This is a genomic window from Variovorax sp. YR216 (genome assembly GCF_900107745.1).
Taxonomy (GTDB): domain Bacteria; phylum Pseudomonadota; class Gammaproteobacteria; order Burkholderiales; family Burkholderiaceae_C; genus Variovorax.
This window is the reverse complement of sequence record NZ_FNRO01000005.1, coordinates 37,241-58,456: the sequence shown is the minus strand read 5'-3', so window position 1 is coordinate 58,456 and position 21,216 is coordinate 37,241. Positions and strand designations below refer to the sequence as shown.

The 21,216-nt window shown below is 67.9% G+C and carries 20 protein-coding genes; 3 read left to right on the top strand and 17 right to left on the bottom strand.

The annotated features are described in order from the left end of the window. Positions 1-17: 17 nt before the first annotated feature. The 8 genes from BLW05_RS16390 to BLW05_RS16355 form a co-directional block, all read right to left on the bottom strand. Positions 18-722 (bottom strand): ABC transporter ATP-binding protein, encoded by a 705-nt coding sequence (locus tag BLW05_RS16390; protein WP_093164165.1) that lies wholly within the window; start codon positions 720-722, stop codon positions 18-20. Continuing rightward, positions 715-2,535: a branched-chain amino acid ABC transporter ATP-binding protein/permease gene (locus BLW05_RS16385; RefSeq protein WP_256330346.1), complete on the bottom strand. Its 1,821-nt coding sequence runs from the start codon at positions 2,533-2,535 to the stop codon at positions 715-717. Before BLW05_RS16385 ends, BLW05_RS16390 begins: the two co-directional genes overlap by 8 nt. Then, entirely contained in the window at positions 2,532-3,392 is an 861-nt protein-coding gene (locus BLW05_RS16380) for a branched-chain amino acid ABC transporter permease (RefSeq protein WP_093164163.1), read from the bottom strand. The genes BLW05_RS16385 and BLW05_RS16380 overlap by 4 nt, the downstream gene beginning before the upstream one ends. 131 nt (positions 3,393-3,523) lie before the next feature. Further along, positions 3,524-4,738, bottom strand: a complete 1,215-nt coding sequence (locus tag BLW05_RS16375) for an amino acid ABC transporter substrate-binding protein (RefSeq protein WP_177142679.1) — start codon at positions 4,736-4,738, stop codon at positions 3,524-3,526. A 33-nt stretch (positions 4,739-4,771) separates the two neighbouring features. Then, positions 4,772-5,746 carry a Bug family tripartite tricarboxylate transporter substrate binding protein gene (locus BLW05_RS16370; RefSeq protein ID WP_256330345.1) on the bottom strand — a complete coding sequence of 325 codons (975 nt, stop codon included), beginning with the start codon at positions 5,744-5,746 and terminating at the stop codon, positions 4,772-4,774. After that, a complete protein-coding gene (locus tag BLW05_RS16365; protein WP_093164160.1) occupies positions 5,743-6,909 on the bottom strand; it encodes a CaiB/BaiF CoA transferase family protein in 1,167 nt (388 codons plus the stop codon). Before BLW05_RS16365 ends, BLW05_RS16370 begins: the two co-directional genes overlap by 4 nt. Further along, positions 6,906-7,712, bottom strand: a complete 807-nt coding sequence (locus tag BLW05_RS16360) for a citryl-CoA lyase (RefSeq protein WP_093164159.1) — start codon at positions 7,710-7,712, stop codon at positions 6,906-6,908. Before BLW05_RS16360 ends, BLW05_RS16365 begins: the two co-directional genes overlap by 4 nt. Before the next feature lie 31 nt (positions 7,713-7,743). Beyond that, a complete protein-coding gene (locus BLW05_RS16355) occupies positions 7,744-8,628 on the bottom strand; it encodes a dioxygenase family protein (RefSeq protein WP_093164562.1) in 885 nt (294 codons plus the stop codon). 128 nt (positions 8,629-8,756) lie between these two features. Between BLW05_RS16355 and BLW05_RS16350 the strand changes: the two genes are divergently transcribed. Beyond that, positions 8,757-9,716 (top strand): LysR substrate-binding domain-containing protein, encoded by a 960-nt coding sequence (locus tag BLW05_RS16350; RefSeq protein ID WP_093164158.1) that lies wholly within the window; start codon positions 8,757-8,759, stop codon positions 9,714-9,716. 8 nt (positions 9,717-9,724) lie between these two features. Here BLW05_RS16350 and BLW05_RS16345 read toward each other — a convergent pair whose 3' ends face one another. The 8 genes from BLW05_RS16345 to BLW05_RS16310 form a co-directional block, all read right to left on the bottom strand. After that, complete coding sequence (locus BLW05_RS16345; RefSeq protein ID WP_093164156.1) at positions 9,725-10,120, bottom strand: GFA family protein; 396 nt, start codon at positions 10,118-10,120, stop codon at positions 9,725-9,727. A 15-nt stretch (positions 10,121-10,135) separates the two neighbouring features. After that, the gene (locus BLW05_RS16340) at positions 10,136-11,521 is read right to left on the bottom strand and encodes an alpha,alpha-trehalose-phosphate synthase (UDP-forming) (protein WP_093164155.1); all 1,386 of its coding nucleotides are present in this window, start codon (positions 11,519-11,521) and stop codon (positions 10,136-10,138) included. Beyond that, complete coding sequence (locus BLW05_RS16335; protein ID WP_256330358.1) at positions 11,518-13,317, bottom strand: glycoside hydrolase family 15 protein; 1,800 nt, start codon at positions 13,315-13,317, stop codon at positions 11,518-11,520. The genes BLW05_RS16340 and BLW05_RS16335 overlap by 4 nt, the downstream gene beginning before the upstream one ends. Before the next feature lie 122 nt (positions 13,318-13,439). Next, positions 13,440-14,201, bottom strand: coding sequence for a trehalose-phosphatase (otsB, locus tag BLW05_RS16330; protein WP_093164153.1), 762 nt, complete (start codon positions 14,199-14,201; stop codon positions 13,440-13,442). Between the two features lie 56 nt (positions 14,202-14,257). Further along, the gene (locus BLW05_RS16325; protein WP_093164152.1) at positions 14,258-15,532 is read right to left on the bottom strand and encodes a multifunctional CCA addition/repair protein; all 1,275 of its coding nucleotides are present in this window, start codon (positions 15,530-15,532) and stop codon (positions 14,258-14,260) included. Between the two features lie 43 nt (positions 15,533-15,575). Continuing rightward, positions 15,576-16,259, bottom strand: coding sequence for a glutathione S-transferase family protein (locus BLW05_RS16320; protein WP_093164151.1), 684 nt, complete (start codon positions 16,257-16,259; stop codon positions 15,576-15,578). 88 nt (positions 16,260-16,347) lie between these two features. Continuing rightward, positions 16,348-16,953, bottom strand: a complete 606-nt coding sequence (locus tag BLW05_RS16315) for a mechanosensitive ion channel family protein (protein WP_256330344.1) — start codon at positions 16,951-16,953, stop codon at positions 16,348-16,350. Between the two features lie 29 nt (positions 16,954-16,982). Further along, the gene (locus BLW05_RS16310) at positions 16,983-19,001 is read right to left on the bottom strand and encodes a lytic transglycosylase domain-containing protein (RefSeq protein WP_093164149.1); all 2,019 of its coding nucleotides are present in this window, start codon (positions 18,999-19,001) and stop codon (positions 16,983-16,985) included. Positions 19,002-19,010: 9 nt separating this feature from the next. On the opposite strand from BLW05_RS16310, the gene BLW05_RS16305 reads away from it, so the two are divergent. Beyond that, positions 19,011-19,628 carry a 5-formyltetrahydrofolate cyclo-ligase gene (locus BLW05_RS16305; protein WP_093164148.1) on the top strand — a complete coding sequence of 206 codons (618 nt, stop codon included), beginning with the start codon at positions 19,011-19,013 and terminating at the stop codon, positions 19,626-19,628. 123 nt (positions 19,629-19,751) lie between these two features. Here BLW05_RS16305 and BLW05_RS16300 read toward each other — a convergent pair whose 3' ends face one another. Beyond that, positions 19,752-20,735 carry a LysR substrate-binding domain-containing protein gene (locus BLW05_RS16300; RefSeq protein ID WP_093164146.1) on the bottom strand — a complete coding sequence of 328 codons (984 nt, stop codon included), beginning with the start codon at positions 20,733-20,735 and terminating at the stop codon, positions 19,752-19,754. A gap of 141 nt (positions 20,736-20,876) precedes the next feature. On the opposite strand from BLW05_RS16300, the gene BLW05_RS16295 reads away from it, so the two are divergent. Further along, positions 20,877-21,209, top strand: coding sequence for a DUF2917 domain-containing protein (locus tag BLW05_RS16295; RefSeq protein ID WP_093164145.1), 333 nt, complete (start codon positions 20,877-20,879; stop codon positions 21,207-21,209). Positions 21,210-21,216 lie beyond the last annotated feature (7 nt).

Sequence of the window (21,216 nt, the reverse complement as noted above, 5' to 3'; positions counted from 1 at the left end):
TCCTCCGGACTTGGATATCAGACGCCGAGATACGCACGCTGGATCTCGGGCCGCGCCAGCAGATCCTGCGGCACGCCGTCGGCCACGATGCGGCCCTCTTCGAGCACATAGGCGCGGTGCGAGACATCCATCGCCATGGTCACGTTCTGCTCCACCAGCAGCACCGCCATGCCGCCGGCATTGATGCGCCGGATCGCCGCGAACATGTCGTGCACGATGAGTGGCGACAGGCCGAGCGACGGCTCGTCGAGCAGCAGGAGGCTCGGCCGCGCCATCAGCGCGCGTGCGATCGCGACCATCTGCTGCTGCCCGCCCGACAGCTCGCCGGCCGGGCTCGCGAGCTTCTCGCGGATCACCGGGAAGAGCGCGATGACTTCGTCGAGCGTCTCGCGCCGTTTCGCCTTCGCGCGCGGCAGGTAGCTGCCCAGTTCGAGGTTCTCCAGCACGCTCATGCCGGTGAAGAGCCGTCGCCCTTCGGGCACCAGCGCGATGCCGGCCTCGCAGAAGCGGTGCGGCGGCAGGCGGGTGATGTCCTGCCCGTCGAATCGGATGCTGCCGCCGCGTGCGCGCAGGAGGCCCGCAATGGTGTTGATCAGCGTGGTCTTGCCCGCGCCGTTGGGGCCGACCACGCACAGCAATTCGCCCGGCTGTACATCGAGCGACACGCCCCACAACGCCGGCGCGGCGCCATAGGCCACCTGGAGATCGCGGACTTCAAGCATGGGCTTTCCCCAGGTACGCGGTCATCACGTCGGGCCGCCGCATCACGTCGGCCGCGGGGCCTTCGGCCAGCAGCTCGCCATGGTTGAACACCACGATGCGGTCGGTCAGCGCCATCACCGCGCGCATCACGTGCTCGACAAAGACGATGGTCGAGCCCTGGTCGCGAATGCGGCGGATCAGCGCCACCGCATCGTCGATCTCGCTCGGCGTAAGGCCGCACAGCACCTCGTCGAGCAGTACCAGCCGGGGCCGCGAGGCCAGGGCGCGCGCGAGCTCGAGGAACTTGCGCTGGTGCAGGTTGAGGTCGTCGGGCCGCGCATCGGCCTTGTCCTGCAGGCCGGTGAATTCGAGCCAGGTCATCGCCTGCCTGCGGGCCGTGTCCGGATCACGGATCGCGCCGCCGAACATCGTCGCGATCGCCACGTTCTGCAGCACGCTCAGGTGCGCGAAGGGGCGGGGGATCTGGTAAGTGCGCGCGATGCCGCTGCCCGCGATGCGGTGCGCGGGCAGGCCGTCGAGCGAGTGGCCTTCGAAAGCGATCGTGCCGCCGCTCGGCGCGTAATGGCCGCTGACGACGTTGATGAAGGTCGACTTGCCCGAGCCGTTGGGCCCGAGCAGGCCGAGGATCTCGCCTTGGCGAACATCGACATCGACACCATTGAGAGCGCGGACGCCCTTGAAGGACTTGGCGAGCCCGCGTACGCGCAGCAGCGGTTCGCCTTGGGGCGCAACCATCGGTGCGGGACGCGCGGGCACTTCGGGCGGTTGGATCGCACTGGGCGTGGCGACCGGCGCAGTCGACGGCGCGGGCCGGCGATGCCGGCGGAAGCGCTCCAGAATGCCTTCCGGCATGAACAGGATCGCCGCGATCAGGATCACGCCGATCAGCGCCTTGCCGGCGACCGCGTGGTCCGCGGCGGTGAAGCTGTAGAGCAGCCCGGTGATCGCGACCGCGCCGATGGCCGGCCCGGCCCAGTGGCGGGTGCCGCCGAGCACGCTCATCAGCACCACCGTGAGCGGCACCGTGATCGTGAAGACCTCGCCCGCGGTCACGTACGAGAGGAACAGCGCATGGATGCCGCCCGCTACGCCCGCCAGCGCGCACGAGATCGCGAGCGCGATGAGCTTGTAGCGGTAGGTGGGCACGCCCATCACTTCGGCGGCGTCCTCGTCGTCGTGGATCGCGAACAGGCCGGCGCCGAACTTCGACACCTGGATGCCCCAGGCGACCAGCAGCGTGACGACGGCGGCAGCGAGCGCGAGCAGGTAGAAGGTGGACGACTGCGTCGGCCCGATCTTCGGCACCGGAACCCCGCTGAGCGGCACGCCGGAGCCGCCGTCCAGCGGCGTGTTGACCACGATGGTGCCGATGACCAGCGTGATCGCGAGCGTCAGCAGCGCGAACAGCTCGCCGCGCACGCCCTTCACCCGGAACACGATCGCGCCGAGCGCGACGCCGATGAGCGCCGCCATCAGCGCCGCGACAGGCAGCGTCCACAGGAAGGGCCAGTCGTAGCGCGCCATGAGGTTCGCGCTGGTGTAGATGCCGGCGCCGAAGAACGCGCCGTGGCCGAACGAGAAGTAGCCCGAGTAGCCCGACAGGATGTTCCACGAGGTCGCAAGCACCACCCAGTGCAGCGCCAGGTAGAGCAGCGAGTCGTAGAAGGCGGGCAGGCCCAGGTGGGGCACGAAGGCGAGCAGGGCGCCGGCCGCGAGGATGGCGAGCGGCGTGCGCTTCATGAACCGTCCTGCCGTGCGCGGCGTGGCGGTCGCGGCCGCCAGCGTGGGCGGAGTCTGTGTGAGCGTGCTCATGTTCTGGGGCGAAGGAGCAGGATGAAGATCAGCAGCGTGAACGAGACGATCGGTGCCCATGATGGTGCGGTGACCGCCATCGTCACGGCTTCGCTCACGCCGATGAGCGTTCCGGCGATCAGTGGCCCGAGCGCACTGCCGAGCCCGCCGAGCATCACCGCCGCGAACACCACGCCGACCCATGCGTACATCTGCGAGGGCGCGAGCGTGAAGCTCAATGCGAGGCACACACCGGCCACGCTCGCGAGTGCCGAGCAGGTGCCGGCCAGCAGCAACCCGAGCGCTTTCTCGTTGACGCCGAACGCCGCCGCGACCGGCGCATCCTGGGCAGCCGCGCGCATCGCCTTGCCGAGGTCGGTGAAGCGCAGCGCGCCCCACACCGCGAAGGCGATGCCGATCGCGAGCAGCAGCGTGATGAACTCCGGCACTGGCACGAACAGTTCGCCGATCTTGAACTTCTGCTGCGCGTAGCTCGATTCGAGCTTGCGAAAGTCGGCGGTCCAGATCGACTGGATGATGCTTTCGACGATGCCCATGAGCCCGAAGGTCAGCAGCAGCGAGTTGAACGGCGTCACCGCGAAGCGCGCCATCACCCAGTGCAGGGCCGCGCCGAGCACGAAGAAGATCGGCACGATGACGGCGAGCGTCAGCAGCGGATCCATGCCCATCGTCGCGAGCTGATAGCAGAGATAGGCGGCGAGGAACGCGAACGCGAAGTGCGCAAGGTTGATGAGGCGCAGCAGGCCCCAGCTCAGGCTGAGGCCGAGCCCCATCAGCCCGTACAGCGCACCGACGAAGATGCCCGAGAGCACCGATTGCGACAGCAGCGACAGACTCGGCAGGGTAAAGCCAGACATGTCAGTGCTCCATGACGTGGAGGCCCGCTCGGGGATTCCCGCGGAACCGGCTTTGCCGGGCCGCTGGGATTGCCCCCGGAGAGGGGGTGGAGAGCGACACGAAGTGCGCGAGCCTGGGGGTGAGCTTCATGTCAGGGCACGATCAGCTTCGCACCGCCGGAGGTCACCTCCTTCGGCCACACCACCACCCACTTGCCATCCTGGATCTGCTTGATCCGCATCAGGTCGTCGCCGAAGTTGCCGACGCCGTCGAAGCGCAGCTTGCCCTGGATGGTGTCGACCTTGTTCGTCTTCAGATAGTTGGCGATGGCCTTGTCGTCCAGGCTCTTGGTCCCCACGATGCCCGCTTCGAGGATCTGCCAAGCGGTGTACGAGGCCGCGGCCTGGGTTTCGACCGAGGTGTCGGTGAAGCCGGCCTTGGCCGCGCGCTCGCGGTAGAGCTTCACGAACTCGGCCGCACCGTAGTTGCTGGTGAAGGGTGGCTGGTCCTCGAAGATGGTGGCCGACAGCGCGTTCTTCGCCTCCGGCGCGGCCAGCAGCGGGCCGGGCGCGGGGTAGAGGTAGAAGTGCTGCGGCGGCACATAGTCGATCTTCTTCATCGCATCGAGCAGCAGGTTGCCGTCCAGGCCGATCGCGCCGACCCACACGAAGTCGGGCTTCGCATCCTTGATGCGGTTGGCGATCGGGCCGAAGTCGCGGTTGCCGAAGTCCCATTCGAGGAACAGCACCTCGGTGAGCCCGCGCTTCTTGAGCACCTCGCGCGCGCCCGCGCTCATGAACTGGATCGACGGGAACTTGCTGGTCACCACCGCCACCGTCTTCGGCGGCTTGGGCGACGCGGCGAGCGCATCGAAGAGGGTATTGGGCACGGTGTTGGCCGGGTCGGAGCCGATCGACCAGGCCGGGAACTGCATGTCGTACTTGGCCAGCGACGGGATGCCCAGCGTGTGATGCACCAGCACCTTGTTGTAGCGCTGCGCCACACCCATCGCCGAGAGGATCGCGCCGGTGGCGTACGGGCCCATCAGCAGGTCGACCTTGTCGGCGGTGACGAGCTGCTCGTAGAGCGTGCGCGCGAGATCGGGCTTGGACTGGTCGTCCTTCACCACCCATTCGACCGGCCGGCCGAGCAGGCCGCCGCGCTTGTTGACCTGCTCGATGTAGATGTCGCCCACGAGCTTGTGGATCTGCGCCGTGGCCGAGAGCGGCCCGGTGAGCGCCAGCGTGCTGCCGATGCGGATCGGCTGCCCGGTGGGCGTCTGCGCCATCGAGATGCCGGCTGCCGCGAGCGCGATCGCGGCCACCGCGCTGCGCCGCCCGATGCCATTACATGTCTGCGTCTTCATGGTTCCTGTCTCCTGTGGTTTCTTCTGTCGGAATCAGTCGACCTGCGCGCCGGAGCGCTTGACCAGCTCGGCCCACTTGCCCAGCTCGGTTTTGTTGAAAGGCTGCATCTCGTCGGTGCGGAGCAGGCGCGATTCGATGCCCTGGTCGCGCAGGCGCGCCACCACTTCGGGTTGGGCCAGCGCGGCGCTCGCGCCGGCGCGTAGTTGCGCGAGCATGACCGGCGGTGTGGCGGCGGGCGCATAGAGCATGAACCACGCGACCAGATCGAAATCGGCGACGCCCTGCTCCATCAGCGTGGGCACGTCGCTCGCTGCGGCGCTGCGCACCGCGCCGCTCGCGCCGAGCGCGCGCAGCTTGCCGGCCTTGATCTGCGGCAGCACCGCGGCCGGGTGATAGAACATGAAGTCCACCTGCGAGCCCATCACGCTGGTGAGCGCGACCGCGCCTTCCTTGTAGGGCACGTGGATCATCTTGCCGCCGAGCCGCTGCGCGAGCAGCTCGCCGGCGAGATGGCCCGACGTGCCGTTGCCTGCCGACGCGAAGGTGATGCCAGCCGGCTTCGTGGCTGCCTGCGCCAGATCCTTCAGCGACTTGATCGGCGAATCGGCGGCGACCACCAGGAGCGTCGGCGTGTAGCCGATGAACGCGATGGGTGCGAAGTCGCGCACCGGGTCGTAGGGCAGCTTGCTGTAGAGCGCCGCATTGATCGCATGCGTGCCGACCGTGCCCATCACCAGCGTGCGGCCGTCGGGCGCGGCCTTGGCGACGAGGTCGGTGCCGGTCGATCCGCCCGCGCCAGCGCGGTTGTCGACGATCACCGGCTGCTGCAGGTTCTTGCCCAGCGCCTCGGCGACAACGCGGCCGACGGTGTCGGTCGTGGTGCCGGCGCCGAAGGGCACGACCATGCGGATCGGCGGACGGTCCTGCGCGTGCGTGATGCCGGACAAGGCCAGCGCGCCAGCGACCAACGCGCCGAGGAACGGGCGTCGCATGTTCGCCGGGCTCATGTCCTGTCCCCTTGGTTGCCGGCGTTCGCGCGGCCTCGCAGCGCGGCGCGGATTTCGTCGTTGTGTTCGCCGAGCACCGGCGGCGGCCGCACGTCGAGCGAACGCTGCCCATCGAAGCTCACCGGCGAGCGCACCGTGCGGAAGAGGCCCATCACCGGATGCTCGGCCGATGTCATCAGCTGCAGGTGCTTCGCCTGCGGGTCTTCGAGCGCCTCGCTGGTGTCGTACATCGGCGCGTGGGGCACGTCCTCGCGTTGCAGGCGGCGGCACCATTCGTCGCGCGGCTGGGTGCGGAAGCGCTCGCCGAGCACTTCGATCAGCGTTTCCTGGTTCGCGATGCGCGCCTCGCGCGTGGCGAAGCGCGGGTCTTCGAAGATGTCCGGCTGTTCGATCGCGGTCGCGAGTCCGCGCCAGAATTTCTCGGGCGATGACATGTGCAGGGCGATCCACTTGCCGTCCCCGCAGCGCAGCACGTACGACTGCGAGACGCTCGGACGGCTGTAGGGCCCCATCACCTCGTCGACCTGGAAGTAATGCGTGAAGGCGTCGAGGTTGAAGTGCGTCATCGCCTCCAGCATCGAGACTTCGACGATGCGGCCCTGGCCAGTGCGGCTGCGCTCGAACAGCGCGCCCAGCACGCCGTAGGCGGCATAGAAGCCGGTCAGCGAATCGGCGATCGCGGGGCCGACCACGCGCGGGTTCTCGGGATTGATCAGCAGGTTGAGAAAGCCGCTCGCGGCCTGCGCGACGGTGTCGTAGGCGGGACGGTCCGCGGCCGGACCGGTCGCGCCGAAGCCGCTGATCGAGCAATAGATGAGCTTCGGGTTGAGTTGGCGCAGCCGCTCGGCGCCTACGCCGAGCTTCTCGGCCACGCCGGGACGGAAGTTCTGGATGTAGACGTCGGCATCGGCGATCAGTGCGTCCAGCACGTCGCGGTCGTCGGCGCTCTTGGTGTCGAGCGTGATGCTGCGCTTGTTGCGGTTGTAGGTCTGGAAGTGCGGGCTGTAGAGGCCGTCCTTGAAGGCGCGGAACGGGTCACCGGTTTTCGGCTGCTCCACCTTGATCACGTCCGCGCCCAGATCGCCGAGCAGCATGCCGGCCGCGGGTCCCGTGATGAAGGTGCCCTGCTCGATGACCTTGAGGCCTTGCAGCACCCGGATCATTCGTGCGTCCCGAAGCCGGCGGGCAACGCGCCGTCGTACTGCATCTCGCGCGTGGCCTGATAGGACAGCGCGAAGCCGATGGGCTGCCGGATTTCCTCGTACAGGTGCGCGATCAGCCCCGCGGTGCGCGCGAGGATCGGCACGCCCCGGAGCGCCTCGACCGGAAAGCCCGCGCCGAGCAGCACCGCCGGGATCGCGCCGGAGACATTCAGCTTGAGCGGCTTGCCGAGCACGTCCGGCATGAGTGCCTCGACCGCCACGGCGATCTCGATGAAGCGCTGGTCGGTGCCTGCCGATCGCGCGACCGCAAAGAGCGCATCGACGCGGGCATCGCGCTCCTTGTGCAGCGGATGGCCGTAGCCGGGAATGGAGCGGCCGGCAGCGCGCCACGCCTTCATCACTTCGAGCGCCGCGGTACCCAGCGGCTTGCCGGCGCTCGCGAGCGCATCGATCTCGCCGTACAGGCGGCCGGCGGTTTCCGAGGCGCCGAGGATCACCGACCCGCAACCGAGGATGCCCGCCGCCACCGCACCCTGCAGGGCATCCGGCGCGGCCGCGAAGGTCATGCGCGCGGCCTGCACGCTCGGGACGAGGCCGTGGTCCGCGATGGCGACCAGCGTGGCGTTCAACACCTCGGACTGGCCGGAGGTGGGGTACTTGCCCGTCAGCAGGAAGAAGAAGTGATCGACGAAGGAGATTTTGCCGATCAGGTCCTTCGACAGGTCCTGTCCGCGGATGACGATGGTGTGCGCGTCCGACGTGCTGATGGCCGTGCGCGGCACGGTGGCTTTGCCGATCTTCATTCGTTTCCCTTGTAAGAGTTGGGTCCGTGCATCAAGCCGTCGCCGGAGCAAGGCGCACGTCGAAACTAGCGGAGTGATAGGGCACGCCCATCTCGCGGCCGTCGACCGCCTTGCCCGGCGGATGAGTCTCGAAATCCACCACGAGGCTGTCGCGCTTGCCGAAGACCGCATCGGCGTCGATGTACGGGCTGCCGCCGACGAAGACCTGCGTCGTCAGCGTCACATAGCCCGGCGCCGAGACCTGCATGTGCAGGTGGCCGGGGCGGTAGATGCTGCGATCGGTGGCGCGCATCATGTCGCCGACCGGGCCGTCGTCCGGGATCGGGTAGTAGTTCGGGCGGATGGACCAGAACCAGTAGCGGCCCTGCGCGTCGGTGCGGAAACGTCCGCGCGCCTGCATCGACGGCTCGCTGCTGAGTTGCACGTCGTACTTGCCGTGTCCGTCGCCGGACCACACGTCGAGCAGGGCGCCCGCGAGCGGCTGGCCGTCGCAGTCGGTCACGCGGCCCATGTAGAAGGTCGGGTCGCCCGTCGCGCCGTTCGCGATGTCGCTGCCCAGTTCGACGTCCGGCGCGCCGGCCCAGTAGAAGGGGCCTTCGACGGTGGCTTCGGTGGCCTCGGTCGCGCCCTTCGCCTGGCTGGCGCGCGCCTGGGCCAGCGCTACCACCATCATCGAGAGGCCCAGCGTGTCCGACAGCAGGATGAACTCGGGCCGCTTGTCGGTCGAGATCTGTCCTGTGGCATTGAGGAAGTTCAGCCCCGCGAGCCACTCCTCGGGCTTGAGATCGACTTCGCGCGCGAAGGCATGGAGGTGCTTGACCAGTGCGGTCATCAGCTCGCGCAGGCGCGGGTCGGGGGTCTTGGCAAAGGCATCGAGCACGTCGCGCGTGATGCCGTCCTGGTTGTATTCCGACATGGTGCTTGTCTCCTGTCCCGGCGTCATCGAGCGCCGATGGGCGGGACGATAGGGCTGCGCCCCGCGCCGGACAAATGATGAATTTCCATCGATATCATCGATGGCATCGATCATTCGTGGGGGTTTCCATGGAGATGAGGCATCTGCGTTATTTCGTCGCACTGGCCGACTGCCTGAGCTTCACGCGGGCGGCGGAACGGGTGCATGTCACCCAGTCGACCCTCTCGCACCAGATCCGGCAGCTCGAGGAAGAGCTCGGCCAGCCGCTCTTCGAACGCATCGGCAAGAAGGTCGTCACCACCGAAGCGGGCGAACTGCTGCGCGGCTTTGCGTCGCGTGCGCTGCGCGAGGTCGATCAGGGCGTGGCGCTGCTCAAGCCCGATGCGGGCAACCTCACGGGCCAGGTGCGCATCGGCGCCACGCACACCTTCAACATGGGGCTCATCCCGGAATGCGTGGCGCTCTTCCTTGCGCGGCACCCGACGGTGCGCATCAGCGTGGAGGAGCTCTCCGCCGAAGTGATCTGCGCACGCCTGCGGGCGGGTGAGCTCGATCTCGGCATCGCCTATCGCCCGGAGGATCCGACGGATCTATGGTTCGAGCCGCTCTACAACGAGGAGATGGTGCTCGTGGTCTCGGACAGCCATCCGCTCGCGGGCCGCAAGCGCATCCGGATGGTGGAGCTGCACCGGCAAGACCTCGTGCTGCTCGCGAAGACGTTCTCGACTCGCACCATGATCGACGAATGCTTCAGCGCCTGTGGTGCCGAGCCGACGGTGGTGGCAGAAATGTCGACCGTCGCGCCGATGCTCGGGCTGGTGGCCCGCACGCAGATCGGCACGATCGTGGCGATCAACGCGGTGCCCGAAGGCATGTCGGGACTCGCCGTGATCCCGCTCGAAAGCCCGACGCCCACGCGGACCCCGGGCATCCTGTGGCGGCTCGGAGAAACCAAGCCGGTGTTCATCCAGTCATTCGCGGTGATCCTGCGCAAGACGGCGCTGGGGAACAGCCTTAGGCGGGAGAAGGTGGGGGTGCGGGCGAACGAGAAAAAGACGATGCGGAGGTCAGCGCAGAAGGCGTCCTGACGCCGATCTCATCGGTCAGGCTGCCACTCGGCAAACCGGGCGCCTTCGTCGCCTGCCAGCCACGGCACATCATGCGATGTCCAGATGTGTGTCGTCGGTGCGATTCCCGGGTCCTCGTCGAGACTTCCGACTCGCAGGATCACATGTGCCTGCTCCGCACGTTCAGCGACCAGATGCGTTCCACATCGGGTGCAAAAGAATCTGCGCTTGCCCGGCGACGATTCGTGTGAGCCGAGCGCGTCCTCGCCCTGAATCCAGCGAAAGTGATTTCGCATCACGCGCGCGGTGCTGGCAAATGCAGCGGCATGGGCCTTTCTGCAAGTCTTGCAGTGGCAATGCACGATAGGCCCGTCCAGTTGGTCGACTTCATAAACCAAATGGCCGCAGAGGCAACTTCCCTTCACTCTTCTCTCCTCCAGTTACCGCACGCTCTCCGCCGCCCGCAGCGCATCGAGAAATCCGTTGCGCCACCAATGCACATCCTGCTCACGGATGCACGCGAGCAGCTTCTGGTGACGCTCGCGCCGTTCGTGGAGCGGCATCTGCAGCGCCTGCTGCATGATCTCGGCGGTGCCATGGATGTCGTACGGGTTCGCCAGCAGCGCTTCCTTCAATTGCTCCGCGGCGCCCGCGAAGCGCGAGAGCACGAGCACGCCGGGGTCCGCCGGATCCTGTGCGGCGATGTATTCCTTGGCGACGAGGTTCATGCCGTCGCGCAGTGGCGTCACCAGCCCGACCGCCGCCGCACGGCACAGGCCCGGCACCCGCTTGCGCGCCACCATGCGGTGGATGTAGCGCACCGGCATCCAGTCGAGCTCGCCAAAGTCGCCGTTGATCGCGCCGCACAATGATTCGAGTTCGCGCCGGATGTCGCCATAGGCGTCGACCGTCTCGCGCGTCGGCGAGGCGATCTGGATCAGCGTCGCGCTGCGGCGGTTCTCGGGGTAGTTGGCGAGCAGCTCGCGAAACGAGCGCACCCGCTGCGGAATGCCCTTGGAATAGTCGAGCCGGTCGATGCCCAGCAGCAGGCGCCGCGTCGAATACTCGCGCTTCATGGTCTCGTACATGTCGCGCGATTCCTTCGCGTGCGTGAGCGCGGCGAATTCGTCGACGTCGATGCCGATCGGGAAGGCGTCGCAACGCACCGTCTGGCCGAAGGCGCGATAGAGATGATCGCCCATCACCTCGCCCCTGGCTTCGTAGCGCACGTAGTCCTCGAAGTGCTGCACGTCCTGCCGGGCCTGAAAGCCGACGAGGTCGTAGGCGAACAGCGAGCGCATCAACCACTCGTGCTGTGGCACGGCCGCCAGGATGATCTGCGGCGGCAGCGGGATGTGCAGGAAGAAGCCGATGCGTTGCCGGCACCCCATCGCGCGCAGTTCGGCCGCCAGCGGGATCAGGTGATAGTCGTGCACCCAGATGATGTCGTCGTCCTTGAGCAGCGGCAGCAGCTTGCGCGCGAAGAGCTGGTTGACGCGCCGGTAGCCACCCACGAAGCCGGCTTCGAAGTGCGCGAGGTCGAGCCGGCCGTGGAACACCGGCCAGAGCACGTCGTTGCTGTAGCCGAGGTAGTAGCTGTCATGGTCTTCGCGGCTCAGGTCGATGGTCGCGAGCGTGACCTTGCCGGCCTGCTGCCGGTGCATCTCGCCTTCGCCGGTGGGGCCTTCCTCCACGATCGAGCCGCTCCAGCCGAACCACAGGCCGCCGCTTTGCTGCAGGCTTTCCCCCAGCGCCACGGCGAGTCCACCGGCCGCGGGTTTGCGGGGATCGGCCACGCGGTTCGACACCACCACCAATCGGCTCATATGCACGAGTCCCAGGGGGCTGAAAGCCGGACGGCTGCGTTGATGATCCCGACCATCGAATAGGTCTGCGGGAAGTTGCCCCACATCTCGCCGGTGACCGGATGCGTGTCCTCCGACAGCAGGCCCAGCGGGTTGCGCGCGGCGAGCATGGTCTCGAAGATCTGCCGCGCCTCGGCCTTGCGGCCGATCTTGGCGAGCGCGTCGATGCGCCAGAAGGTGCAGATGTTGAACGCGGTCTCGGGCTTGCCGAAGTCGTCGGCGGCCTCGTAGCGGCGCATGTACGGACCGTCGCAGAGCGTCTTCTCCATCGCGTCGACGGTGGAGATGAAGCGCGGGTCGCGCGCGTCGATCAGCCCGACTTCGACCATGAGCAGGACGCTCGCATCGAGCTCGTGGCCGCCGAAGCTCTCGGCGAAAGCCTGCCGTTCCTCGCACCAGGACTTGGCGAGGATTTCCTCGCGCATGCGCGACGAGTGGCCGTGCCAGTAGGCCGCGCGCTCGGGCAGGCCGAGTGCGCGCGCGATCTTCGCGAGCCGGTCGCAGGCGGCCCAGCTCATCAGCGCCGAGCTGGTGTGCACGCGCGCACGTGTGCGCAGTTCCCACATGCCCGCATCGGGCGTGCCGTAGACGCGGATGGCCTGCTCGCCGACGGCTTCGAGGTAGGGGAACTCGGCCAGGCCGCCGCGGCTCAGCAGCCGATGGTCGTGGAAGGCCTGCGCCGCGCCAAGCACGATGTTGCCGTACACGTCATGCTGGAAATGCTCCTGCGCCTGGTTGCCCACGCGCACCGGCCCCATGCCGCGATAGCCCGGAAGGCCGTCGACGAAGGACTCCGGCAGTTCGCGCTCCAGCCCGATGCCGTACAGCGGCTGGATATGCTCGCCGCGCGAGCCGATCACCACGTTGGAGAGCCAGCGCAGGTAGTCCTCCATCGTGCCGACTTCGGAGAGGCTGTTGAGCGCGCGCACCACGAAGAAGGCATCGCGCAGCCAGCAGTAGCGGTAGTCCCAGTTGCGCTGGCTGCCCGGCGCCTCGGGGATGCTGGTGGTCATCGCGGCGACGATCGCGCCGGTGTCCTCGTAGAGCGACAGCTTGAGCGTGATCGCGGCGCGGATCACCGCGTCCTGGTACTCGAAGGGGATCGCGAGCCGCTTGCTCCAGGTGCGCCAGTAGGCGATGGTTTCCTGCTCGAAGTGGCGCGCGGTGTCGGCGATGCCGTCGGTCAGCGTCTCGTCTGCGCCGAGCACGAAGTTGTGCTCGCGCGAAAGCACGAAGGGCTGGTGCGACAGGATGTGCGAGACCGGCGCGTCGGTGTTGAGCCGCAGCGCGAACTCGGGTCCGACGTAGCGGATGTGGTTGCTGCCCCGCGTGATGGTCGGCGGCGCAGCGCCCCACTGGAAGCCCGGCGCGAGCTTGACCCGGATGCGCGGCGTGCCGACCACCGGCTTCACCCGGCGCACCATCGTGAGCGGCCGGAAATAGCGCGAGCGGCTGTGGAAGCGCGGCGCGAAGTCGGTGATCTCGATGCACTGGCCGGCGGTGTCGAAGAGCTGCGTACGCAGCACCGCGGTGTTCGGCTCGTACCACTGCTTGGAGGAGGCGAAGTCCTCGAGCTCGATGCTCCATGCGCTGGCTTCTTCGCCAGGGTGCAGCAGCGCGTTGAAGACCGGGTCTCCGTCGAAGCGCGGCAGGCAGCACCACACCACGCGCGCGCGAGAGTCGATGAGCGCGCTGTACGCGCAGTTGCCGATCACGCCGACTTCGAGCGATTGCTCGGCCGGGGGGCCGAACCCCATGCGAGCGGCGGGGCGGGCCAGCCGCTCGTCGTGCACGGCCGCCTTGTCGCTTGCGCCTGCGGCGCCGGCCATCGACAGTCCTGCACGGTCTTCGGTGGCTTCGGTGTCCTTCTGAAGGGTGGTCATGCGGGCTTCCTCGGGTTTGTTGTTGTGGGCGCCGCGAGCAGGTCGCGCGTGGCCACGAGCCATTCGAAGATCGCGCGCGGCGAATCGAGCCGATGCAGCGCCAGGCTGGGACCCGAGCCCACCTTGATGCCGACACCGCCGCGCGGCTGCACGATCGCGAAGCCGCTTTCGTCGGTGGTGTCGTCGCCCGCGAACACGGGCATGCGGCCCGCGAAGGGCGGCTCCTTCATGAAGGCGTCGATGGCGATGCCCTTGTTGATGCCTGCGGGCTTCACTTCGAAGACGAACTTGCCATGCATGAGTTCGAGTTGCGGCTGGCCTTCGATCACGCGCTGCATGGCATCGCGGCACACCGCTTCGAGTTGCGGCGCGAGCCGGTAGTGCAGTGCGATGGCGGCGTGCTTGCGCTCGACCAGCAGGCCTTCGTGCACGCCCGCGAGTTCGTTCGCGGCATCGAGCACCAGCGTGAGATCGGGTGGGCGCTGCTCCTGCATATGGCCTTCGGCGTCGCGGCGCTGAACGCCGTGTTCGCCGGCGGCCGGCAGCCGCAGCGGGGCGAGAAAGCGATCGATCACGTCGATCTGCCGGCCTGAGACGACGGCCAGTGCACCGCCGAGCAGGTCGGCGAGGTCACCGAGGAGCGGGACCATCGCGGCGGGCACATGAATCGCCTCAGGCGTTTCGGCGAGTTCGACCAGAGTGCCGTCGAAGTCGAGGAAGAGCGCCGCGTCGTGGGTAAGTCGGGGGGGCTGCTGCATGGAGGAAAAACCATAGCAGACTCCCGCCGCGCACCGCGTCGGCCAAAGTCGTCAATTCAACTCTGGGAGAAGGGTTGAAGCGCTGCGTCGACGGCGGCCACGCGGGCGCGCGAGATCGCCTCGCCGATCTTGGGGCCGGATGCGCCGGCTTCGCGCGCTGCGCGCGCAATGGGCTCGGTCGCCACCGATTGAGCGGCACCGAGCGCGGCGAGCAGGCGCTCGCGTGGCGGATAGGGCCGGTCTTCGAGCCCGAGCCGGCCGCGTGCGTCGCATTCGCAGGCCTGCAGGACCTCGGCGAAGCGTTCAGGCTTGCGGAAGGCATCGCAGCGCTCCAGCAGGCGCACGACGGCTGCGGCATTGAGGTCGCCGCTGCGATGGATGTTGCCGTGTTCGCGCGCGACCACGTCCGCGAGTTCGCGGATGTCGACCGGCACGCGCCAGCGGTCGCACACCTCGCGCAGCAGCTTGGCGCTGCGCTGTTCGTGCCCGTGATGGCGCGGCAGCACGTCGGCGGGCGTGGTGCCCTTGCCGAGGTCGTGCACCAGGCAGGCGAAGCGCACGGCCAGCGATGTCTTCGTCTCCGCGGCCATGTCGAGCACCATCATCAGGTGCACGCCGGTATCGATCTCGGGGTGATGTGCCGCGGGCTGCGGAACGCCCCAGAGCCGTTCCACCTCGGGCAGCAGCACCGCGAGCGCGCCGCATTCGCGTAGCAGCTCGAACATGCGCGAAGGCCTGGCTTCCATCAGGCCGCGCGAAAGCTCCTGCCACACGCGCTCGGGCACCAGCGCATCGACCTCGCCGGCTTCGACCATCTCGCGCATGAGCACCATGGTCTCGGGCGCAACGGTGAAGTCGTCGAAGCGCGCGGCGAAGCGCGCGACGCGCAGGATGCGCACCGGGTCTTCGCGGAACGCGTCGGTGACGTGGCGCAAACGCTTTTCGCGCAGGTCGCGCTGGCCATGGAAGGGGTCGACGAGATCGGCGGGATCGACATCGAGGCGATCGGAGGCGCCGATCCTGTCCTCGGGCAGGGCGATCGCGTTGATGGTGAGGTCGCGCCGCGCGAGGTCCTGTTCGAGCGTCACGTCGGGCGCGGCGTGCACGACGAAGCCGCGATAGCCGGGAGCGCTCTTGCGCTCGGTGCGGGCGAGCGCGTATTCCTCGCGCGTCTCGGGGTGAAGGAACACCGGAAAGTCGCGACCCACCGGCAGGTAGCCGCGCGCGATCATCTGCTCGGGCGTCGCCCCCACGACGACCCAGTCGTGATCGCTGCCGGGCCGGCCCAGCAGCGCATCGCGGATCGCGCCGCCGACGAGATAGGTTTGCATCGGGCGAGTGTAGGGCGGCGATGCGCCCCGCCGCCCATGGGGGTCAGCGCTGCAGGCGGTAGGGCTCGTCGAAGAGGACGAACTCCTTTTCGGCCAGCGCGTCGTCGATCCATGCCTTCACGCCGGGCAGTGCCAGCACGCGATCGATGTAGGCCGAGATCGGCGCGGGCACCGGCAGGCCGTAGGTCCGGATGCGGGTGCACACCGGCGCGAAGTAGGCGTCGGCGATGCTGAATTCGCCGAAGAGCATCGGTCCGCCGTGGGCTTCGAGCAGGCCGCCCCAGAGTTGCACCAGGCGCGCGAGGTCGGCGCGTACGCCGGGCTGGTCGCGCAGGATGAGCTGGCCCTGCTGGCGCAGGTCGGCCTCGATGTTCATCGTGCAGTGGCTGCGCAGCGATCCGAAGCCGGCATGCATCTCCGCGCACGCGCTGCGAGCCTGTGCGCGGCGGGCGCGATCGGCGGGCCAGAGCTTCTTGTCAGGGTAGGTCTCGGCGAGGTATTCGCAGATGGCGAGCGTGTCGTAGACCACGATGTCGCCGTCCTTCAGCACGGGCACGGTGCCGGTCGGGTTGATCTTGAGGATCGTGTGCTTGAACTTCGAGTCGGCGTCGAAGGAATCGAAGCGCACCATGACTTCCTCGAAGGCGATGCCGGCCTGCTTCAGGAGCACCCACGGCCGCATGGACCAGGACGAGTAGTTCTTGTTGCCGATGTAGAGCTGGGTCATCGCGAATCTCCGGTGAGCTGCTGCAAAGCTCACCATGCTAGCCGGAGGCAGCGCTTCGATTGATGCGGAACAGGGTGGAAATTGATGCTCAGCGCGGCGCGGCATCCACCGGCGCAGGAGATGCCGGGTGCGGTGCAAGGGCCTGCGGCAGCGGCGGTGCGCTGCCGTGCCAGCGGCGCACCGCGCGCTGGAAGAACATGCTGTTGGGGATCTTCAGTGTCGTGCCTTGCCGCGCGTCGCCGGTTTCCTCGAGCGTGGTGAAGACGAGATTGATGTCCCGCACGCGGCCCTTGAGGCCGGGCTTCTCGCCGTTCTCGAGGACCTCCACCGTGTCACCGGGCCAGAACATGCGCGTGGTGAAGATCAAGAGCGCGCAGAACATGTTCGACAGCACGCTCCACGCGGCGAAGAAGGCCACCGCGCCGACGGTGGCGAAGCCGGTGAAGGCCGTCCAGAGCACGGTGCCCGAGGCGCCCAGCCGCTCCAGCGCCCACAGAACGGCGCCGCCATAGATCAGGAAACCGGCCGTGCGGCGGGTGACCATGGCCACGTTGGAGGGCAGCGCGTAGCTCATCGCCACGCGCTCGACGAGGCGGCGAACGATGCGATACAGCAGCCAGGCGCCCAGCATGATGAGCGCGACCTCCGCGATCGGGACGATGATCTCCAGCCATTCGATCGCCCAGTTGGGCAACTGGGCGCGCAGGCTCTGCAGGGTCCGATTCAGGGCAAGTCCTTGTTGGGTTCAGGCTCCGCGACGTCGCGCGGGCCCACGCGGCCGAGCTTGTCCTTGATCGATTGCGGCCGCCCGGTGATCAGGGCCGCGTAGTTGGTGGTGTTGGCGAGCACCTTCTTCACGTAGTCGCGCGTTTCGTTGAAAGGCACGTTCTCGGCCCAGATCGCGGCTTCCATGGTGGGGCCGTTGCGCCAGTTGCGCGGCCGGCCGGGGCCCGCGTTGTACGCGGCGGCGGCGAGCGGCATCGAGCCGTCGAAGTCGTCGAGCGCCAGCTTCAGGTAGTTGGTGCCGATGGTGATGTTGGTGTCGCGGTCGGTGATCTGGCCCGGGGTGAAGTCGGACATGCCGATCTTCTTGGCGGTCCAGCGCGCGGTGGCCGGCATGACCTGCATCAGGCCCGAGGCGCCGACACCCGAGCGTGCGTCCATGACGAAGCGGCTCTCCTGCCGGATCAAGCCGTAGACGTAGGCGGGATCAAGGCCGATCTCCTGGCTCTTGCGCACCACCGTGTCGCGGAAGGGCATCGGGAAGCGCTGGTCCACGTCGATCGTGCCCTTGGTGCGCTCGCTGGTGTTGATGCAGCGGTCCCACACCTCGCGCTGGCAGGCGAGGTCGGCGGCGGCCAGCAACTCGCGGTCGGCCATGCCGCCGCGATCGTGCAGGTTGGTGGCGTAGTTCCACTCGCGTGTGCCTTCGGGGCGCATGCCGATCGAGATGGCATAGAGCGCGCGATTGAGCGCCGGGTTGTCGCGCGCGGCTTTCTTTTCCTCGGCCGTGAGCGGTGCGGGGCGCGTGGGCACGGCGGCGCGCTGGCCCAGTTCTTCAAGCGCGAGCAGCTCGTAGAAGCCGCGCGTGCCCGCGATGCTTTCATATAGTGCACGGGCCTGCGCGCGGCGCTCATCGCCACCGGAGCTGGCAAGCGCGCGGGCCTTCCAGTAGACCCAGGTCGGATCCTGCCGCGGCGTCTCGCTCATCGCGTCGATCGCGGCCTGCACCGTCTTCCAGTCGCCGGTGCGCATCGCGGCGCGGGCTTTCCACGCGAGCATCTCGTCGGAGAGGTCGCTGTTCTTGGTGACGTTGGCGAAGTAGCTGTTGGCCGCCGGCGAGAGCTTGGTGGCCGCCTGTCGCCCGATGGTGCCCCAGAGCCAGTTGCGCTCTTCCGCGGAAAGCATCGGCCCCCACTTGCCGTCGAGCTGCGATGCGGCCATCTCGGGGTCGGCGATCGCCAGCTTGATCAGCGCGAGCACCACGATCTCGCGGCGCGACTTGGCGGCAACCACCGCGCGGCTCGCGAGGAACTTGCCGACGTTGGCGTTCATTTCTTCGAACAGCGGGATCGCATCGGGCGCCACGATCATCACGGCGCTGCGCGCGGCTTGCGGGCGATTGGCCTCGATCGACAGGCGCGCCTTCTTCCATGCGTCGTTGGCCGGCATCTGGCGCGCACTGATCATGCGATCGGCGGCGGTGAGGCAGCCGTCGTCGAGATCACGCTGGCCGAACCAGTTGCGGCGCACTTCGTCTGCCTGCCCCGGCGTGGCGGTGCCGGACTGCAGCGTCTCGATCAGCACCGCGTAGCAACGGACCTGCGGATCGTCGTTCATGCGGAAGGCGGGGTGCAGGCTGGTGAAGCCGTTCCAGTCGCGGCGCTGCCCGGCGAGCAGCAGCCAGTCGTTGCGCAGGCGGTCTTCCTGGTAGGTGCCGGCGTATTGCGCGAGAAAGGCCTGGACTTCCTCCTGGCTCGCGTCCGACAGGCGCGCCTTGAGTTCCCAGTAGGCGGCCCAAGGTTCGAGCACATGGCCGCGCGCCTGCGGCAGCAGTGCCGAGAGGCGCGACTTGTCGCCGCGCTGGGCGGCCTGTTTCATCTGCAGCAGGACGTCGTCGTTCGCGTTTTGCGCGTTGGCGGACTGGGTCGCACCCACGCCGGCGAGGATTGAAAAGACAAGGGCGGAAAGAGCCGCGCGGGGCCGGCGGCGGACCGGTGCCAAAATGCTCGCGAATTGCATCGGGGGATTATGGACAAGTCAAACGGTGCCGACACCTCGGCAACTGCCAACTTTCTCAAAACTCAGCTGCGTAATGCACTGGTGGAACAGCGTCTTGCAATGCCGGACCGGCTCGCGCGCGCCGATCTGCTCCAGCGCGTGATGCGCATCTGGCTGGTCGGACGACCGGATACGGTGATCGGCGCCTACTGGCCGATCAAGGGCGAATTCGATCCGCTGCCCGCGCTGCATCGCTGGAAGGAAGACGGCGAACTGCAGGGCGAGGCGCAGCGCCGGCGCATCGGCCTGCCGGTGGTCGACCGGGTGCACAAGACGCTGACCTTCCATGCGTGGTATCCGGGCTGCCCGATGGAAAACGATGCCTACGACATCCCGAAGCCGAAGGACACAGAACTGATCGTGCCGACCCTGCTCTTCGTGCCATGCCTGGGCTACAGCGCCGGGGGCTATCGATTAGGTTACGGTGGCGGCTTTTATGACCGCACGCTGGCGGCCTTGGAGCCGAAGCCGTTCACGGTGGGGTTGGGCTTCACGAACGGATTTCTAGAGGACTTCGAGCCGGAGGCGCACGACGTGCCGTTGGACGCCATCCTCAACGACAACGGCGTCGTCTGGCCGATTGGGTAGCTCGCCCCCCAGTCTCGCCCACTTCGTGTGGCTCTGCACACCCTGCCGGGGGGCAACACCAGCGGCCCGGCGAAGCCGGTTCCGCGGTGTTTCGCGAATGGGCCGCGCTGCGCGGGCCTCGGGTCAATCCAACTGGTCGATCGTGTCGGGGTCAGGTATTTCGCCGATCGTTTCGCGTGTGATCGCGGCCTGGCCCTGCAGCCAGTCGCAGAACGCCTGGATTTCCGGACGCGGCGCGCTGCGCGGGCCGGTGATGAGCCAGTAGGCCATCGGTGAATCCATGCGGTGGTGCGGCAGCACCTCCACCAGATCGCCGTTGGCGAGGCTTTCGGCGATCAGCGAGCTGCGGGCGAGCACCAGCCCCTGGCCGGTGAGTGCGGCCTGCACCATCTGGTAGGCGTAGTTGAAATAGAGCCAGCGCCGCGGCTGCGCCCGCGCCATGTGGTGGACCTCGAACCAGCGGCGCCACGTCAGCCATTCGAGGTGTGTGCGGTGCGCGTCGCCAGCCTCGATCAGCGTGAAGCGCGCGATGTCCGCCGGGCCCTTGATCGGCGGGTTGGTCTTGATCAGCCACGGGCTCGCGACCGGCGTGATCGTCTCGCCGAAGAGGCGCACCGCGCCCGTCGGCATGTTCTCGCGCGGGCCGTAGCGCAGGGCGAGGTCGACGTCGGCGACATCCATGTCCAGCGCCATGTCGCTCGCGTCGATGCGGATGTCGATCTCGGGGTTGTCGCGCTGGAAAGCCTCCAGCCGCGGGATCAGCCACATCGACGCGAAGGACGCGAAGGTGGTCAGCGACACGCTCTTGCGCCCGGCGTTCTGGCGGATCTGGCGCACCGCGCCATCGATGCGCGGCAGCGACTGCTGCACCGCCAGCAGCAACTGCGCGCCCGCGCTGGTGAGCTCCACCGCCCGCGTGTGCCGCAGGAACAGGCCCACACCCACCTCGTCTTCCAGCGACTGGATCTGCCGGCTGACCGCGGACTGGGTCAGCGCCATTTCCTCGGCGGCGGCGCGGAAGTTCAGGTGGCGGGCGACCGCCTCGAAGGCGCGGAGGTGGCCGGCGGAGATCGGCCGGGAGCGCAGATGGGTCTGGGAATGCAGCATCGGGGGGGCTTCGACGGGGTGTTGATTGATGCGAAACCGGAATCAGTAGGCTACCGCGTTTTCATTGGACTGCCAACGACGGCGAGCCGATCATTCATTCCCGAAGCGCGCCATTTGCGTGCTCACCACCAGGAGATCGTCATGTCCGCCGTCTGCACCACCAACACGCTTCCGTCCGTTGCATCGGTCCGTACGACCGCCGTGCCGTCGGCCGTGCGCCGCGGTGCATGGCAGCTCGAGGCCGGACATGCGATGAGTCTGAAAGCCTCCAGCGCGAGCGTGCTGCGCATCCGGCAGGGCCGGGTGTGGGTCACCCGCGACGCCACCGCCCACTGGGGCAGCGAAGACCTGGTGCTTGCACCCGGCGAGTCGCTGACGGTGGCCCCGGGCGAGCGCATCGTGATGGAACCGTGGGACAGCCACGGCGCCACCTACAGCTGGGACGCCGTCCAGCCCACCGCCCGCGCGGGTTGAGTTCCGC

Coding starts and splice junctions, on each gene's coding strand:
- BLW05_RS16390 (WP_093164165.1), bottom strand. CDS start 722: ATGCTTGAAGTCCGCGATCTCCAGGTGGCCTATGGCGCCGCGCCGGCG.
- BLW05_RS16385 (WP_256330346.1), bottom strand. CDS start 2,535: ATGAGCACGCTCACACAGACTCCGCCCACGCTGGCGGCCGCGACCGCC.
- BLW05_RS16380 (WP_093164163.1), bottom strand. CDS start 3,392: ATGTCTGGCTTTACCCTGCCGAGTCTGTCGCTGCTGTCGCAATCGGTG.
- BLW05_RS16375 (WP_177142679.1), bottom strand. CDS start 4,738: ATGAAGACGCAGACATGTAATGGCATCGGGCGGCGCAGCGCGGTGGCC.
- BLW05_RS16370 (WP_256330345.1), bottom strand. CDS start 5,746: ATGAGCCCGGCGAACATGCGACGCCCGTTCCTCGGCGCGTTGGTCGCT.
- BLW05_RS16365 (WP_093164160.1), bottom strand. CDS start 6,909: ATGATCCGGGTGCTGCAAGGCCTCAAGGTCATCGAGCAGGGCACCTTC.
- BLW05_RS16360 (WP_093164159.1), bottom strand. CDS start 7,712: ATGAAGATCGGCAAAGCCACCGTGCCGCGCACGGCCATCAGCACGTCG.
- BLW05_RS16355 (WP_093164562.1), bottom strand. CDS start 8,628: ATGTCGGAATACAACCAGGACGGCATCACGCGCGACGTGCTCGATGCC.
- BLW05_RS16350 (WP_093164158.1), top strand. CDS start 8,757: ATGGAGATGAGGCATCTGCGTTATTTCGTCGCACTGGCCGACTGCCTG.
- BLW05_RS16340 (WP_093164155.1), bottom strand. CDS start 11,521: ATGAGCCGATTGGTGGTGGTGTCGAACCGCGTGGCCGATCCCCGCAAA.
- BLW05_RS16335 (WP_256330358.1), bottom strand. CDS start 13,317: ATGGGGTTCGGCCCCCCGGCCGAGCAATCGCTCGAAGTCGGCGTGATC.
- otsB (WP_093164153.1), bottom strand. CDS start 14,201: ATGCAGCAGCCCCCCCGACTTACCCACGACGCGGCGCTCTTCCTCGAC.
- BLW05_RS16325 (WP_093164152.1), bottom strand. CDS start 15,532: ATGCAAACCTATCTCGTCGGCGGCGCGATCCGCGATGCGCTGCTGGGC.
- BLW05_RS16320 (WP_093164151.1), bottom strand. CDS start 16,259: ATGACCCAGCTCTACATCGGCAACAAGAACTACTCGTCCTGGTCCATG.
- BLW05_RS16310 (WP_093164149.1), bottom strand. CDS start 19,001: ATGCAATTCGCGAGCATTTTGGCACCGGTCCGCCGCCGGCCCCGCGCG.
- BLW05_RS16305 (WP_093164148.1), top strand. CDS start 19,011: ATGGACAAGTCAAACGGTGCCGACACCTCGGCAACTGCCAACTTTCTC.
- BLW05_RS16300 (WP_093164146.1), bottom strand. CDS start 20,735: ATGCTGCATTCCCAGACCCATCTGCGCTCCCGGCCGATCTCCGCCGGC.
- BLW05_RS16295 (WP_093164145.1), top strand. CDS start 20,877: ATGTCCGCCGTCTGCACCACCAACACGCTTCCGTCCGTTGCATCGGTC.